This window comes from Natronolimnobius sp. AArcel1 (assembly GCF_011043775.1).
Lineage (GTDB): Archaea > Halobacteriota > Halobacteria > Halobacteriales > Natrialbaceae > Natronolimnobius.
The window spans coordinates 332685-349915 of the sequence record NZ_JAAKXY010000006.1 but is presented as its reverse complement, the minus strand read 5'-3'; the positions used below and the strand labels follow the sequence as shown (position 1 = coordinate 349915).

10 protein-coding genes are annotated in these 17231 nt (G+C 59.1%); 2 read left to right on the top strand and 8 right to left on the bottom strand.

What is annotated here, in order from left to right:
* Positions 1–385: 385 nt before the first annotated feature.
* From G6M89_RS19365 to G6M89_RS19355, 3 genes are all read right to left on the bottom strand, one after another.
* Positions 386–1561 (bottom strand): mandelate racemase family protein, encoded by a 1176-nt coding sequence (locus G6M89_RS19365; protein WP_165163541.1) that lies wholly within the window; start codon positions 1559–1561, stop codon positions 386–388.
* A 451-nt stretch (positions 1562–2012) separates the two neighbouring features.
* Positions 2013–4436, bottom strand: coding sequence for a methyl-accepting chemotaxis protein (locus tag G6M89_RS19360; protein WP_165163540.1), 2424 nt, complete (start codon positions 4434–4436; stop codon positions 2013–2015).
* A 227-nt stretch (positions 4437–4663) separates the two neighbouring features.
* A complete protein-coding gene (locus G6M89_RS19355) occupies positions 4664–7849 on the bottom strand; it encodes a glycoside hydrolase family 2 TIM barrel-domain containing protein (RefSeq protein ID WP_165163539.1) in 3186 nt (1061 codons plus the stop codon).
* A gap of 129 nt (positions 7850–7978) precedes the next feature.
* Here G6M89_RS19355 and G6M89_RS19350 point away from each other — a divergent pair, with 129 nt between their 5' ends.
* Positions 7979–8632 (top strand): bifunctional 4-hydroxy-2-oxoglutarate aldolase/2-dehydro-3-deoxy-phosphogluconate aldolase, encoded by a 654-nt coding sequence (locus G6M89_RS19350; RefSeq protein ID WP_165163538.1) that lies wholly within the window; start codon positions 7979–7981, stop codon positions 8630–8632.
* Between the two features lie 97 nt (positions 8633–8729).
* Here the strand turns inward: G6M89_RS19350 and kdgK1 are convergent, their stop codons facing one another.
* From kdgK1 to G6M89_RS19325, 5 genes are all read right to left on the bottom strand, one after another.
* Positions 8730–9713: a bifunctional 2-dehydro-3-deoxygluconokinase/2-dehydro-3-deoxygalactonokinase gene (gene kdgK1 / locus G6M89_RS19345; protein WP_165163537.1), complete on the bottom strand. Its 984-nt coding sequence runs from the start codon at positions 9711–9713 to the stop codon at positions 8730–8732.
* Positions 9714–10128: 415 nt separating this feature from the next.
* Positions 10129–10968, bottom strand: a complete 840-nt coding sequence (locus G6M89_RS19340; protein WP_165163536.1) for an SDR family NAD(P)-dependent oxidoreductase — start codon at positions 10966–10968, stop codon at positions 10129–10131.
* 3 nt (positions 10969–10971) lie between these two features.
* On the bottom strand, positions 10972–12126 hold the full coding sequence (dgoD, locus tag G6M89_RS19335; RefSeq protein ID WP_165163535.1) for a galactonate dehydratase: 1155 nt from the start codon (positions 12124–12126) through the stop codon (positions 10972–10974).
* Between the two features lie 262 nt (positions 12127–12388).
* Complete coding sequence (locus G6M89_RS19330; RefSeq protein ID WP_165163534.1) at positions 12389–13537, bottom strand: ABC transporter ATP-binding protein; 1149 nt, start codon at positions 13535–13537, stop codon at positions 12389–12391.
* Between the two features lie 136 nt (positions 13538–13673).
* Positions 13674–15749 carry a glycoside hydrolase family 15 protein gene (locus tag G6M89_RS19325; protein WP_165163533.1) on the bottom strand — a complete coding sequence of 692 codons (2076 nt, stop codon included), beginning with the start codon at positions 15747–15749 and terminating at the stop codon, positions 13674–13676.
* A gap of 230 nt (positions 15750–15979) precedes the next feature.
* On the opposite strand from G6M89_RS19325, the gene G6M89_RS19320 reads away from it, so the two are divergent.
* A complete protein-coding gene (locus tag G6M89_RS19320; protein WP_165163532.1) occupies positions 15980–17212 on the top strand; it encodes an extracellular solute-binding protein in 1233 nt (410 codons plus the stop codon).
* Positions 17213–17231: the final 19 nt, after the last annotated feature.

Genomic DNA, 17231 nt, shown 5'->3' with positions numbered 1-17231 from the left:
CGACTCGAGTGCATGCAGGCTCGAGTAACAGGATAGTATCTAAACTATACATTTCTCAGTTGGTATTTCTTTAAATATACAATTCCACCATCGAAACAGCAGCTCGAGGCACAATTCTAACGCCAAGTTTGAGTTCCCCAAGCGTTGTACGCAGGTTCTATTTCTCAGGCAAGTAACGAGAAGACCCTCGATATGAGAGTTGATTTTGCAGTTTTATTCCTCACGAACACCAGTTATTATGCCAATTCGCAGTTTAAACGTCTCCTTTTGGCTGTTTTAGACATAACTTGTCTCCTTCATCGGTCGAGAATAGAATGGATGCAGAATAGTTCTTTGTTAGAAATACTGACGGTGGAACTATAGTCAAACTCGAGAGTGTTTTAGATCACTCGTAGATGTGGAGTGAGCCAGTCTGGTTGTCTTCGATGTAGGACCAGTCGTAGTCGACGCCGAGGCCTGGCCCCATTGGCACCTGGACGTGACCGTCGCTGTCGATTGTATCGAGCATATCCGAGTAGTCGCCGTTGTAGACCGGTGGCTGCGTGTTCTGGCAGTCTGGATGGACGAGCGCGAGTTCGTAGTAATTCGTGTTCCGGGTCGCGGCGATACAGTGTCGCTGGGCTGGCCCCGGCGCGTGGAACTCCACATCAAGTCCGAACGATTCGGCCATCCGCGCCACTTTCATCGCTCCTGTGATCCCTGCGTCGTACTCCGGATCGGCGCGGACGAAGTCTGTTCCGCCGTTTGCGACGAAATCCGCGTGGGCCTCGAGCCCGCGCACGTGTTCGGTCTGGAGAATCGGCGTCTCGAGCATCTCTCGAAGCTTTCGGTGGCCGTGCTGGGAGATACCGCCGTCACGGTAGGGGTCTTCGTACCAGAGGAATGACTCTTCATCGAGCGCGCGGCCGACCTTGAGCGCGTCGGCGAACGTCTCGTACTCACAGGCCGGATCGTACATGAGGTCGACGCGGTCGCCAACACGCTCACCGACGGCGTGGATCGCCTCGATTTCGCGCTCGAGGTCGCGGCTGCTGTCACTACCTCCCCAGCCGTGGATTTTGTAGCCCGGGAAGCCGCGGTCAGCACACTCCTCACCGAAGTCGGCGAACGCCTCGGGCGAGTCGAGGCCGCCGTTTTCGTCGCCGTGGTAAGTCGACGCGTAGGCGGGGATCGACGTGCGATAGGTCCCGAGCAGTTCGTGAATCGGCGCGTCGTAGTACTTCCCCGCGAAGTCCCAGAGTGCGATGTCGATGGGGCCGATTCCCATCCGGTCGTACTTTCGCAGCGCCCGCTTGATCTCGCTCCAGTGTTTCTCGCGCTCGAGCGGGTTTTTCCCGACGAGGTAGTCCGCGAACATGTTGATCTGGGCCGCGCCGGGGGAGTTGCCGCCCACGTACTCACCGGTAATGCCCGTATCCGTGTGGATTTTAATCCCGAACAGCTTTCGCCACGTCGTTTCACCGGGTTCGTAGATCAGGTTAAAGCCGTGCTCGTCCGTCCCAAGATCCTCGAGCGGGTATCGAAACTCCCGGCTCTCGATTTTGGTGATCGTTGGCGCCATGCCTAACGACGGTCCACGGATCGGCTTAAAACTACGTGCGCCAGGACAGATCGGGCGATACAGGGGCGACCACCTCGAGGGTCCCCGGCGAACAACGATGAGCGAGAGGTACCAAGGGATTACTAGTCATTTAGATTAGGACTTCTCAAATATGTAGTTGTATATATGGATTCCCGCTCGTGAATGAATAATACCACTCATACCACACTAGTAGCGTTGGTAGAGCGCCTGATTGCATTATAGGAAGAAATACGCGAGTAATGAAAGTTGTCCTACTGAGTGATGGAGATACCAGATAGAGGCCAGCTACATAGTATATAGCGCGCTTAAAGAAGCAACACGATTCTATTAAACCTCTCTATGCAATTATTCCTGTATGGACCATTAGTAAATACTGAAATTGATATATGTGACTGCAGACGCAACCGAGCACAAAACCGAAGTGGTCGTGTTACTGGGAGTCGTGAACGACTGGTGTGCGGTCGCCTGGGGTGTCGTCGTCACGGCTGGCTTGGTCGTCGCGGTCGGGATCGGTGCGAATACCGTCACCATCACGGCCGTCAGCAGTTGCATCGTCAACCTCGAACTCCTCGAGCAGCTCTTGCAGTTCGACGGACTGCTCGGAGAGGTCACTCGCATTTCGAGACACCGTCGTAATTGCAGCAGTCTGGTCGGTGACCGCATCTGCGACAGTATCGGCTTCGCTGGCAGTCGCTTTGCTGAGTTCAGTCACGTCGTCGGCCATCGAGACGAGTTCCTGCGTCGCGTCGGCGATATCGTCGGTCGCGTCGTTGATTTCTTGGACGCCGTGGTCGGCTTCACGGACGCCAGATTCGATCTCCTCGAAGGCAGCCGCGGACTCCTCGACGGTTTCAGCACCTTCGATAACCCGCGAGCGCATTCCTTCCATCTCCGTGACGGTGGTGTCGGTCTGGTCTTGGACGGTCGCGATCAGTTCTTCGATTTCCTCCGCAGAGGTCTTCGTCTCCTCGGCGAGGCCTTTGACTTCCTGGGCGACCGTCGCGAAGCCGGCACCGCTGTTGTCGCCGTTTCCGCCGTTGCTCGCGTGAGCAGCCTCAATCGAGGCGTTCAGTGCCAGAATGTTCGTCTGATCCGCGATATCCGTAATCACGCCCGCGATTTCGTCGATTTCAGCCATCGCCGCCTCGAGGTCGCGCAGTTCGCTGAGTGCGCCATTGGCGCGGTGCTCGATCACTTCCATCTCTTCGACGACGTCCTCAGCGGCGTCCATCCCGTCACCGGCCTGCTTCGCAGCCTGCTGGGAGGTGCTTGCGAGCGTATCGGCCGTCGACGCGATTTCTTCGATTGTCGCAGACATCCCCTGGATTTCGGCGGCGATAGTCTGCATCCGGTCGTTTTGTTGTCCCGCAACCGTCGTGATCTCTTGGACCGAGCCCGCCACGTCGTCGCTGCTCGCCTCGAGATCGACACACTCGGTGCGAACGTCGTCGCTCGCGTCCGACACGTCGTCTGCGAACGTCGAAATCGAGGCAACTGTCTGCTCGATATCGTCGAGCATTGCGTTGAACGTCGTCGCGATGTCGGCCATCGCTTCGTTCTCCGTATCCGGCTCGAGACGGCGCGTCAGGTCGCCATCAGCACAGACCTGCATCACGTCACAGTACTGAGCCGCCGTTCGCTCGAGGTGGTCGTTCTGCTCCTGGGCGTTTCGCTGGGCCTGTTCAGCCTGTTGCTGGGCTTGTTCGGCTTCCTGTCGCGCTTCATCGGCTTCCTCGCGGGCGCGTTCGGCTTGCTTTCGTGTTTGCTCTGATTCCTCGAGTTGCGTGACGAGCGAGGCGCGCATCTCGTCGACAGTGCGGTAGAGATCGCCCAGTTCGTCTTCGCGTGCGGACTCGAGTGTCACGTCGTAGTTGCCGTCTTTGATCTGTTCGGCCTCCCGCGAGAGCGTTCGAATCGAGGTCGCGGTGTTACGGCCGATCACGACGCCGAGGACGCCGATCAGGCCGACTCCGATTGCGGTGAGCAGATAGCCGAACTGGTTGACGGTGTTGACGAATCCGAGGGCGTTCGCCTCGCTGGTGTGGACCAGGACCGTCCAGTCGTCGTCGGTCGTGTGGTAGCCCACGACGTAGTTTTCGGGGGCGAACTCGTACGGTTCGTCGTGAAGTGACTCACTTGGCTGGCCGTCGACGGTCATTGCGCCCGGCCCCTCGAGGTCGGCGATCTCTGCATACTCCTCGTAGCCATCATAGGATCGGAGAAAACTCGAGTTCATGTCTTCGTTATCGACGAATCCAAGTTGCGCATCGTCACTCACGATGCGGCCCTGCTCGTCGAGCATCGTTACGACGGTGTCACTTCTGGTCTGTGTTGTGTGATCTCCGACCCGATCTGAAAGTGAGACAGTAAAGATGAGGGCACGATCTGCGTCTTCGATGCCGATGTAGTACGAGACAACGGGGGAATCGTCATCGGCAATCCCGAGTTCGTCTGGCATCTCATACGGACCCGTTCGCTGGACCGTGTGGATCGAGAGGTCATCAAGTTCGTCTCCATCGGGGAAGTTGTTGTCCGACACTGACGCCGCGTTGCTGTCGACGCCAGCGATAACCTCTTCACTCGCGGTATCGACGAACAGAACGTTCATCCGCTCTTCGGGGAAGTCGTAGTAAATCTCCTGTAAATAGCTCTCGATAGCCTCATCATCATCTGAGTGGATGACAGGTGAGTTCGATGCCGTTACGAGGAAATTCTCGTTCTGTTCATCCCACTCGTCGAACGCCGCCGCCTCACGGACCGCCGTATCTTCTTGTTCTTCAAGTGCCGAGCCCTCGACGCTCTCAGTGATTTCTGCAGTCGCAATAAATCCAATCGCACCGATTGAGAGTCCCATCAGTAAGAGTACAATCCCGAATTTGAGCGCATATCGTTCCCGCACCACTGTGGGAACGAGTCCTCGAATCCGTTTGTCCATACTCGGATACACTTCCAGGGCATATTATCCTTTATGGCACATGTCCCACCTGACGGCCAATACGGTTAAACAGGACGTTCAGACGTTTACTCGAGTCCGTACTCGAGTACACCCACAATACAGTCAGAAAACAGATGGTTTAGACGCTACTTCTCAAGGAAGGTTCGGCGAGCCAGTTCTGCAGGATCGACAGCGGCTAGTTCGTACGGGCGCAGTGCCACCGTGAACGTCGTCGGCGCAGGCTCGACTCGGTACTCGGCGAGCGGTTTCACGGGTGTTCCGCCAACACCCGATACGGCCGCGTCGATGGAAAGTCGCGTGCCATCCCGTGGCTCGAGATCCGCCGGCGAGTCGGCTGTCGCCAGATTCTCGTAAATATCCGTTCGGAGGGTGAACGACTCGTCGCCGAAGACGAGCAGTCCCGACTGTGGCCCGGTGAGGCTCGCCCAGGAGACATCCGTCTTATTCCCGTTCGTCTGTGGCACACGATACGGGACGGTCTGGTCCGCAATCGACCCGCTGTAGCGCCCAATTTCGCCACTTGCCGAGCGGTCCGGATACGTCTCGTGTGGCCCACGGCCGACCCACTCGAGGTCGGTCACCGACGACGGCAGCTCGAAGTCGATTCCGAGCCGCGGCAGCCACGACTCGAGCGAGTCGCGGAGGAACGCCGTCGGCTCGATATCGGTCGTGAGGACGATGTCCCCGCTCGCGTGGACATCGTACGTGGTTGTGACCTCGAACAGCGTCTCGTCGTCCGGGTTCTGCACAGCCGTCTCGACCACGAGGTGGGCGTGGTCAGCTGCTGGCTGCTCGAGTGTCAGATCGGACACCTCATGGCGGGTGTCGTCCAGCCCCAGCGACTCCCACTCGGTCTGGTTTTCGTAGCCCCATTCAGTCGAACTCTGGATGCGACCCTCGTTTGGCACCGGCGCGCGGAACGCGTCAACCTGCGGACCGCCAGTTGCCACCGGGTGGCCGTCGACGGCGAGTTCGCTGAACTGGCCGCTGGCGGTGTCGAACGTGTACGTGAAGCCGTCGCCGCGGAACGTAATCTCGTCGTCGGTAGACTCCACCTCGAGGTCACCCTCGTCCTTGCCCGACCTAACAGCGGGCGCAGGGTCAGTGTCGACGGGCACCTCAAACTGTTCAAAACCGATTTCGTGGCCCGCTTCTGCCCAGTCCGTGTCGGCTGGTAGCCGGAGTCGAATGGTCGCGTAACACTGCTGGCCGGGCGCGACGTCCGGCGTTTCGAACGGGACAATTGCCCCGCTCGTGTGGCCAGCCGGCACGTCGAGTTCGAGCGTCCCCTCCTCGAGCACCTCGCCATCGACGGTGAGTTCCCAGACGGCCTCAAGCTCGCTGAGGTTCGTGAAATCGTGGCTGTTCGTGATCGTCACGACACCTGTTTCGGGGACGATTGGCTCGACGGCAAAGGGTTGGTGAGTCCACTTGACCTGCTCGAGGACGGGCTGTGGGGAGAGATCAGAGAAGACGATGCCATCGAGCAGGAATGCGTCGTCGCCGAACCAGAGGTCCGTTTCCTCGTCGGCGTCAGCGACGACATCTGCGTTCAGCGTTTGATTGGCCCACTCCCAGATGAAGCCCCCCTGCAGGCTGTCGATTCGGTCGACGAGGTCCCAGTAGGCCTCCTGATGGCCGAGGCTGTTACAGAACGCGTGGGCGTACTCGCCCATGATCATCGGCCGGTCGTCGACGGCGCTGAACTGGGCGATGGTGTCCGGAACTGGGTATCGCGGCCCCGAGATATCGGTAAACGGCGCAGTGCCGGTCATCGACTCGTGGAACTGCGCGTAGGGCGCGTCGCCATCGCCCTGATGGAAGACGAACCGAGTGCCGTCGACCTCATGGGCGTACTCAGCCATCGCCGCGTGTGGCTCGCCCGTCCCAGCCTCGTTGCTCGTACTCCAGGCAACGATGCTCGTGATATTCTTGTGATGATCGACCATCCGGCGGAATCGCTCGAGGAACGACTCGTGAAACTCGGGGTGTTTGTGGACGAACTCGAGGTCGAAGTGCGTCTCGACGTTCGCCTCGTCGAAGACGTACAGGCCCAGTTCGTCGGCGAGCGCGTACACCGAGAGGTCGTGGGGGTAGTGGGCCGTCCGGATCGCGTTGATATTGTTCTGCTTCATCAGCCGCAGATCCTCGAGTGCGCGCTCGAACGGCACCGTGCGGCCGCCGTCGGGATCGTGATCGTGGCGGTTGACGCCCCGAATCGTGACTGGCTCGCCGTTGACTTGCAAAACGCCGTCGACGATTTCGTACTCACGAACGCCGAAGCGATGCGAGATTGCCTCGAGTGTTTCGCCCCCCTCATCTTGCAATTCGAGGACGAGCGTGTACAGCGTCGGGTCCTCGGCAGACCACAGCTCAGGCGCGTTAATCGTCGTCTCGAGTCCAGCCGTCGCCTCGGTGGCTGACTCGAGGCCGGTCTCGACCGACGTAACGGGGTCGTCCGCAGCGTCGAACACGTGAGCGACGAGGGTTGCCTCGTCCCCGTCTAGTCGATCCGTGCCGTGTACGTCGGCCTCGAGCGAGAGCGTCGCCGCGTCGTAGCCGGCGTCGAGATCCGTTCGGAGGTCGTAATCCTGAACGTGTGCGGGTGGCGTCGCGTACAGGTAGACGCTGCGGAAGATTCCGCTGAAGCGGATCATATCTTGTGTCTCGAGGTAGCTGCCATCCGAAAAGCGTACGACCTGGACCATCAGTTCGTGCTCGGATCCGGGTGAGAGGTGTTCGGAGACGTCGAACTCCGAGGGCGACATCGAGCCCTGATCGTAGCCGACGTACTCGCCGTCGATCCAGACGAAAAAGGCGGATTTGACGCCCTCGAAGTGCAGGTAGGTTGGTTGATCGTCAGTCCAGTTGTCCGGAACGCTCACCGAGCGCCGGTAGGTGCCAACTGGGTTGAACGTCTCGGGAACGTCGGGGGCCTCCGGCAGCGGGTCGACTTCCGGCAGTCGCTCCCACGTGAGCGCGTGATTGCGGTAGATCGGACGGTCGTAGCCATGGAGTTGCCAGACCGATGGGACGGGAATCGTGTCCCACTCGTCTGTGGCGAGTGCAGCGGGCACGTCCGCAGGGCGTTCTGCCCAACAGAAGTCCCACTCGCCGTCGAGGCGTTCGAAATAGGGTGAGTGGTCCCACCGGGCCTCGAGTTCAGTCAGGTGCTCGTTCGCGTCGAGTGCAGCGTCGACCGAGTCGTAGGGAATCGTCGGCGCACGCACCGGTTCCGTGTTCTCTGTCAGCCGTTCGGGGTTCTCGATATACTCCGAGAGAGAGTCGATAGCAGTCGGCGCTCGAGACATATATCCACAAGACGAGAGCATCGTCTTAAATCACGCGGATCCGCCGCTCGCTCCCGGAGCGTGGACAAATCGTGATAGTTCCGCTCTCCAAGTCACTAGGTTAAAGGGGGCGATGGTCCAAGCATGCGTATGGCCAACACGAACGCGGTGCAGGACCGAATCGTCGACAGCGGCGTTGTGGCAGTCCTTCGCGGTATCAGCGAGGAACAGATCGCGCCCGTCGCACGCGCGATTTACGAAGGCGGCGTCACAGCAATCGAAGTCACAGCCGACGGCAAACGCGCGAGCGAGAAAATCGCCGCAGTGGACCGCAAACTCGCCGACACCGAGGCTGTCGTCGGTGCCGGGACCGTTCTCGACGCCCCGACCGCACAGTCCGTGATCGACGCGGGCGCTGAGTTCGTCCTCGCACCGGATTGCAACCCCGAGATGATTCGCACCTGTAACCGACAGAACGTCGTCTCGATTCCCGGCGTTATGACGCCTACTGAGGCCGTCACCGGGATGGAAGCCGGCGCAGATATGCTCAAGATGTTCCCCGCGACCACGGTCGGTCCGGGACACATCGGCGCGCTGCAGGGCCCACTCGGCGATGTCGACATCATGCCGACCGGCGGCGTCTCCCCCGACAACGTCGAGGACTTCTTCGACTCCGGTGCCGTCGCTGTCGGTGCTGGCAGCGCCATCGTCGACTACGACGCCATCGCTGACGACGACATGGAGCAGGTCGAAGCGACCGCCCGCAAGTTCGTCGCCGCCGTCGAGGACGCTCGAGCAGAATAAAATACGGATTGCTGTACCGATTTGTCTGCGCAACCGCCGCCCGGGTCGCGGTTGCGCCGAAACTGACGTACAGTAAACCGTATAATCGCAGTCGGTTTTACCGCGCAATCCCGCCGTCAGCGTCGTCGATAACCGCTTCGACTTCGTCGGGTGTGACAACAGCCAAATCGCCCTCGAGCGTACGCTTCAGCGCTGCGGTGGCCGAGCCGTACGCGAGTGCGCGTTCAACATCCCGCTCGTCGTCCTCGAGATAGCGTGCGAGGAAGCCACCGACGAACGAATCACCCGTCCCAATTGCATCGACGGTCTCTGCGGGATAGGCAGGCTGGTCGTACAGGGTTCCATCGTCGCTGTCGCCATCACCAGCCTCGAGCGCGAGTGCCCCATCCTCGCCCTGCGTGATGATGACGATCTCGGCATCGTAGGAGTCGGCGATCTCACGGGTGATCTCCTCGTCGCTGCCGGATAGCTCGAGGACAGTTCGTGCGTCTCGAGCCGCGATAATCGGGATATCGACGAACTCGAGCAGGCTGGTACAGCACGCCTTTGCCTCAGCTGGCGACCAGAGCTTCGAGCGGTAGTTCAGATCGAAGACGGTCGTCACGCCAGCCGCGTTCGCGCGCTCGAGCAGCGTCGCAGTCGTCTCCTCGAGTTGGTCAGAGAGTGCAGGCGTAATGCCGCTCGTGTAGACCGCATCGGCGCACTCGAACTCGAGGCCGTCGGTAAGGTCTGCGGGCGTTGCGGTCGTGATCGCGGCATCGGCGCGGTCGTAGATGACATCCGTGCTGCGCGGTTGGCTGCCCTGTTCGATGTAGTATGCACCCTGTCGGCCCTCCTCGCTCCAGGCAACGTGTGTCTCGACGCCGTGGCTTTGGACCTCACGAGTAACGCGCCGGCCGAGTGGCGAGTCCGGGAGTTTGGACGCCCAGATTGCCTCACAGCCGAGGTTCGAGGCCGCAATCGCGACGTTGCTCTCGGCGCCAGCGGTCCGAAAGTCCAGTTGCGTTGCTGTTTCGATCCGATCACCTGCCGTCGGCGACAGGCGAAGCATTGTTTCACCGAACGTGACCAGTGTTGACATCTATACAGACATTTTCGCACCGGCATATATACCCTTTCTCATTGTGCCGCTCCCAGCGCGATACTATTTTCCTTATAAGAAATAGATATCTGGATGATAAATAGGTATATACGCGGGTACTACTGTAAAACGTGCTCTATAGAGTAGCAGAACGCTCACAGATGCCCCAATATTTACAACCATACGAATGTAATTCTCTGCCCCGGTGCCGCCTACGCTGTATATGATTTCCTCATTGGAAAAACCGCGCCCAGATGACGCTGCTCATCTGACTCGAGTTTTGATCAGTTGGGGTTTATTTCTCATTGAGAAAGTTCGTCCCGAAAAGAGTGTAGAACAAGTAGTTCACAAATTTTATTTTGCTTGAGCGCAGAATGTGGGTCAAGAGGCTGCGGTTCGTCTCGTCGCAGGCCGGTTATCTGACGGTCTGTTTGTACGCGAGCAGGTCTTCGTCCTGCATGACGGCCGATCGGCCACCGTCGACGAGAATCGACGATCCAGTCACGAACGCAGCGTCGTCACTGGCGAGAAACGCCGCCACACCCGCGACGTCGGCCGGCTGTCCGATCCGGTCGACTGGATGAAGCTCTTCGACTGCCTCGTACCGACCGTCTGCGAGTTCTTCACGCGTCCGATCGACTTCAATCCAGCCAGGATTGATTGTGTTCGCTCGGATGCCAAGCGGGCCAAGTTCGACCGCCATTGCACGCGTCATCCCATCAATTCCTGCCTTGACCGCGTTGTACGGGAACGTCTCGGGAACCGTCACCCGCGCGTGATTCGAAGAGATGTTGATGATACTGCCGCCGTCCGGAACGTACTCGATTGCTTCGCGCACGAGCAGCCAGTAGCCACGAAAGTCCGTTTCGACGACGAAATTCCAATCCTCGAGCGTCGCCTCGCGGATACCAGTCTCCGTCTGGACAGCCGCGTTGTTGACGAGAATGTCGATGCCACCATACCGGTCGGCAGTGTCGTCGACAAGTGCTGTGATCTCGTCTGGAGCCCGCATATCCGCCTCGAAAAAGGTTGCCTCACCGGGTGTCGAGGCATTCGTAATCTCTCGAGCAACGGCGCTTCCGGCATCTTCGCTCCGTCCGGAAATGACGACGTTCGCACCTTCGCTGGCAAATCGGCGGGCAATTCCCGCACCAATGCCGCGAGTTGAGCCAGTGATGATTGCCGTTTGGTTCTCGAGTCGTGTCGGCCCGCCGCTTCCGGCGCCGTTTTCGCCGTTGCGATGCGGTTCAGCCATTGATTACCACTCTGCGACGCTACCGTCTTCGCTGCGCCAGACTGGATTGTGCCAGTTGACGTTTTTCTCCGCTTGCTGTGTGACGTAGTCCTCGTCGATGTCGATCCCGAGACCCGGATCTGTCGGCACCTCGATGTAGCCGTCGTCGTACTGGAAGACGTCCGTGTTCTCGAGGTAATCGAGGACGTCGCTGGTCTCGTTGTAGTGGATGTTCAGGCTCTGTTCCTGGATCAACGCGTTCGGCGAGATGGTGTCGACGTGGACACACGAGGCGAGTGCGATCGGACCAAGCGGACAGTGTGGTGCGAGTGCAACGTCGTAGGCTTCAGCCATCGCAGCGATCTTTTTGACCTCTGTAATGCCACCCGCATGCGAAAGATCCGGTTGGATCACGTCCACTGCACCGCTCTCAAAGATCTCTTTGAAATCCCAGCGGGAGTACATCCGTTCACCCGTCGCGATTGGAATCGTCGTATGCTGGGCAATATCACCGAGCTCGTCGTTGTGCTCCGGCAGGACGGGCTCTTCGATGAAGAAGGGCTCGTAGGGCTCGAGCGCCTTGGCGAGTCGCTTTGCCATCGGTTTCGAGACGCGGCCGTGGAAGTCGACGCCGATGTCGATTTCGGGGCCGACACGTTCGCGAACCTCTCGGAGTCGATTGACAGCGTTCTCGACGGCAGCCGGATTATCAACGCGGCGAAGTTCCGACGTACCGTTCATCTTCAGGGCCGTAAAGCCGTTGTCGACCTTTTCCGCGGCTGCGTCGCCGACCTCGGAGGGTCGGTCGCCACCGATCCACTGGTAGACGCGAATCCGATCTCGAGCGCGCCCGCCGAGCAGTTCGTGAATTGGCGCGCCAAAGCGCTTGCCTTTGATGTCCCACAGCGCTTGATCGATGCCGGCGATGGCACTCATGAGGATTGGACCGCCGCGATAGAAGCCACCGCGGTACATTGTCTGCCAGTGGTCTTCGATCCGTGATGGGTCTTTGCTGATCAGGTAGTTATCCATCAACTCTTCGACGGCCGTGCGAACGGTTGCAGCGCGGCCTTCGACGACTGGTTCACCCCAGCCGACTAGGCCGTCACTCGTTTCGATACGCAAGAAGAGCCATCGTGGCGGTACCTCGTACAGTTCGTAATCGACAATTTCGGACATTGGATCAGTTGGTCGTGCTGGTTGCGCGGGTTTCGAATGCGACGTGAGTCATCGCCCGTTGCGGGCCCAACTCACACCACTCGAGCGAGGCCACAGATTCGCCTCGCTGTCGTGGCAGTGAATGCATGTGTTGGTATCGATTATCCTCGTCTATTATAAATATACCTCAATGCCGGGCAGCCGGATGGCTACCGACGTGATCGGCGGTGACTATGCGGAACAACCGCCTGTGAGAGCAACAAAAAGAATCGTAGCAGTTGCGTTACGACAGTGATGCTGCCGTTGCCTTCTTCCGTTCTTGCTTGTCAGCGAGAATATCGTATCCGGTCTCCTGGGAGAACAGATGGACGTGGTCTTCGTCGAACGTGATCGAAATCGTCTCACCCACATCGGGCTGGATATCAGAGTCGACACGAGCGATGAACGAATCAGCGATATCGAGATGAATGTGATTGTCCGAGCCGATGAGTTCAACGACTTCGACGTCGGCTTCGACGGCGTTTCGCGACTTTGCATCGCTGAGTGAGATGTTTTCCGGTCGGATGCCAAGCGTGAGACGTGTTTCGTCGAGATCCATCTCGAGGGCGTCGACGTACTCGTTGCTCAACTGGTACTGTACCTGTCCGTCTGCAGACTCGAGAGAGATACCCGAACTGTTTGCCGTTGCAACGACATCGACGAAGTTCATGCTTGGGCTGCCGATGAAGCCGCCGACAAACTGGTTGATCGGATTTTCGTAGACGTACTTCGGCGCACCAACCTGCTGGAGTTCACCGTCGTTCAGGATGACGATTCGGTCGCCCATCGTCATTGCCTCTTCCTGATCGTGGGTGACGTAGATGGCCGTGATGCCGAGTTCGTTCTGGAGGTGCTGGATCTCCGCTCGCATCGTCGTCCGCAGTTTGGCGTCGAGATTCGAGAGTGGCTCGTCGAACAGGAACACGTCGGGTTCGCGAACGATTGCCCGACCGAGTGCGACACGCTGTTTCTGGCCGCCCGAGAGTTCGTCCGGTTTATCCTCGAGTAGGGACTCGATGCCCATCATTTCAGCCGTTTCGACGACGCGTTGTTCGCGCTCGTCTGCGGTCAAGTCGGTGCTCATCCGGAGGCCGAACTCCATGTTTTCGAACACCGTCTTGTGTGGGTACAGCGCGTAGTTCTGGAACACCATCGCCACGTCGCGCTGTTTCGCTGAGATGCCAGTGACATCTTCCTCACCGATTTCGATTCGCCCATCAGACGACATCTCGAGGCCGGCGAGCATCCGCAGCGTTGTCGTTTTCCCACAGCCGGATGGACCGACGACGGTCACGAACTCACCGTCTTCGATCTCGAGAGACAGATCGTCAACGGCGACGATGTCTCCCTGGTCGTAGACCTTCCGAAGACTCTCGAGCGTAACGTTTGCCATTAGATCGCACATTATTGTACGAACATATAGACCTTTCCTTCTCCCAGACTGACGACAGAGACGCAGTGGCGAAAGAGTGTAGTATGGGTGGGCCAAGCAGCCGGTACAGCAGTCTGTCTGAATCGCGTTGGACGGACTACTGCGTGTTGTCAGCGCTACCCAATTGTTCCTCGAGCAGGGCAGTCGTTGCTAGTCGAAGCGCATGTGGCCAACCAAGTGGTGTTGCGCTGTCAGGCGTTCCGTCGTCGAAGAACTGCTCGGGGAGGTAACTCGTCTCCGCACAGAGTGGCCCCTCGAGTGCGACCAGGTCCAGCAGTTCCTCTGTCGTGGCAGCAAATCGCTCGGCCCGGGGATCATCGTGAGCCTGAAGCAGTGCCGTCAACTCGGCACAGGCGTTTGCACCCCACGCTGTCGAGACCGTCCAGATTTTCTCGTGGCCCTGCCCGCGCTGGCGCCACTCATCCCCTTCGTAGCGAATCAACCCGTCGACGTCGCTTTCGGCTGGATCGTGCCGGAGTCGCTCGAGGCAGGTGTCGACGTGTGAGACGAGGCGGTCCAGACGTTGCGTGCTGAGACCGCTGCCCATTTCGGCTCGAGCAAATGAATCATACGCGCGGTGGGCGCTCACGAGCGCGAGCGTCGCAGAATCGACGCGTTCGTCAATGGTTCCATCGGGACGTTCGCGGACGGCATAGTAGTCGTCTTGGAGCCACAGGTCGTCGATGGCGTCGACCACTCGAGCAGCCTGTGCGCTCGCGTGGGCTGACAGCGTCGTGTCGTCGGGGAGTCGCTCGTCCGAACAGGCGTCCTCGAGACCAGCCGCTGCCAGTGCGGTATAGGCTTCGAGGAACGTCGCAGCCGTGTGGATGAACCGGCCAGAGGTATCCTCCCAAGCGTTCTGACAGCATGTCGGCCGGCCGTCGTCCTCGAGCGTTTCATCGAGGCTTGCCAGCGCCGGCTCAAGTGTGTCCTCGAGGCCGGAAATCTCCATCTCGCGGTCGGCGACCATCGCGAGGAACGCGATCACGCTGCCCGTCTGGTCGGCCTGATACTCCGTTCCGTCTCCCGTCTCGAGGCGGCCATTCGCCCATCCGGGTGCGAGCGAGCCGTCGACCGGCCAGACCCGGTGTGGCCACGAGCCATCTGCTCGCTGTGTCTGACAGTACATCTCGGCCGAGCGACGGTGCCACGACTCGAGGTCGAGATCGAGTTGCTCGCCTGCCTCGAGCAGGAAGCGCGAAATCTCTGCGTCGTCGCGGAACCAGGTGTAGCCGTAGCCGCCGGAGTGGTAGTAGTATGGATCGAAATCGGGACCAGCGATTCGCAGGCCGCTTTCAGCGGAGAGCAACGAGAGTACGCGCAGGTCAGCAGCGACCTGCTCGTGGTTGGGAACGGTCGTCGGAACGCTCGGAATCGCGGACGAGCTAGCCTCTCGAAGGGCATCAGCTGTCGATTCAATTGCGAGTAACTCCTCGAGCGTTGCTCGCGCTGTGTCGCGGTCGGTTGCGTCGCTATCAGTCAACAGCGTGGCAATCGCAGCGGAGCCGTCTTGGAACGGTATCGTCGTGACGACGGTTCCCGAGAGACGTGCCTCTTCGTATCGATCGCCGTCGCGAGCAGCCGTCGTGTCTGTCGGCTCATCCTCGAGTACGTCTTCGGGGTCCGGTTGAGTAACGCCATGAAGGTCAGTGATACCCGTCGCACTGGCAAGGAAGTCGTGTTCCGTTCGGTGGTACAGTTCCACGGTGTTATCGAACCGAAGCTGTCCCACACGGTCGTCCTGGCCGTCCGGGGCGAACCCAACTGAGGTGACGAGTGCAATCTCGTCGGAATCGATACCGTCGGACTCGAGTTCGAACTGTGTAAGATGGCCGTCACCGATCGTCAGATCGTCGCGTACGAGTCTGCCAAACGGTGTCTCCTGTCTTGTCCGGACGACCGTCGTATCCTCGAGATAGTGTTGCTCGCTCTCGAAGGAGTCACTCCAGATGATCTCGCCGTCGGGCCCCTCGAGGCCGAATCGCGAGCGTGCGATCCCGTTGAGGCTGGTCAGCGGATAGCCAAAGTCACGGAGACGGCCGTTCGGTCGGACGTGGACCAATCGCCCACTTCCGCCAGAGAACCGCCCTCCCGTCGTCCGGCGTTCACCCGGAAACCGGGTCGTCGCCGATGCGTGTCGCTTATAGTCATCGACTGCGTCGCGCAGTTGCATCGTTTCCACGATAGGTCGGTTAGTGTTAATATGTTACGTGACGCACTCGTGAAACCACTCACAAATTTGTACATATCTCTCGAGTATAACGAACCAACGCGCTTGCTTGATCCGGCCTACTACCGCAGTGTACGTCCATTGATGACGGCGAGTCGGTGGGTTCTAACCCTCATCATAAAGGATACCCAAACAATTAAATAAGCAACGTGGCAATAGGGCACTGTTGATACATGACACTTAATCGGCGGACCGTACTCAAGAGTACGACTGGAGTCGCAGTTGGTGCAGCACTGGCCGGTTGTCTCGGTGGGGGCGGCGACGGTGGGAGCTCAGGCGATGCAGAAATCTATCACGAACGGACGGGCTCCGAGCGCGATGTGATCGAGGGATTCATCGACCAGTTTAACGAGGAAAACGACGACGAGTTCGAAATCACGGCCGAGCAGGTCAGCGAACTGGGCGACCAGATCGATACCGCTGTGCCAGCCGGTGACGGTCCCGAACTGTACGACTGGGCACACGACTGGCTTGGCGAACACGTCGAGCGAGAACTCGTCTACGATGTCAGCGACGACCTCGAGATTGACATCGAAGAGGAGTTCGTCGACACTGGCGTCGACGCAATTTCGCACAACGGCGGCGTCTACGCACTCCCAACTGGTGGAGAGGTGCCGACGCTGATGTACGACCAGAACAAGGTCGACGAAGCGCCGGAAACGCTCGAGGAAATGGTCGAGATCATGGAAGAGCATCACGACCCATCCGCTGGGGAGTATGGCTTTACCATGGAGTTCAACGAGTACATGTGCACGTGGGTTACGCACGCCTTCGGTGGCTACTACTACTCCGATGAGGAAGAAGAGACTGGACTCGACCAGCCTGAAGTGTGGGAAGGTATGGAAGTCGTTCGGGACTCTCTTTGGGAGTACGCGCCGAACGACCGCGAGTACGATCCGCAGTTCAGTACGTTCCAGAACGGTAACGCACCGTTTTCGGTTAACGGCCCATGGGGCGTTGGAGACCTCGAGGACTCTGAGGTTGACCTCGGAATCGCACCGCTGCCAACGATCGAGGGCAATGAGCCACGACCGTACACCGGCGTGGACATGTACTACTTCTCGATCGAGAACGAGGACGAAGAGCGACGTGAAGCGGCTATCGCGTTCGCGGAATGGGTATCGACGAACCAGGACAACCTCCTCGAGCTCGTCGATGAGCACGGCTACATCCCAGTCCATCAGGAGCTGTCCGGAAGCGACGAACTGCCCGAGACGATCGAGCCGTTCTCGGAGACGTTCGAGATGGGGATTCCGATGCCAAGCGACATCGCGATGGATTACGTCTGGGATCCAACTGACGAGGCTGTTGCACAGGTGTTGACCCAGGATGCAGACATTGAGGAAGCCTTCACGGCAGCGGCAGAAGAGATCCGTGAAACGTGGGACGACGAAGACATCTTCTAACTCCTGGTAGAGCACAAGA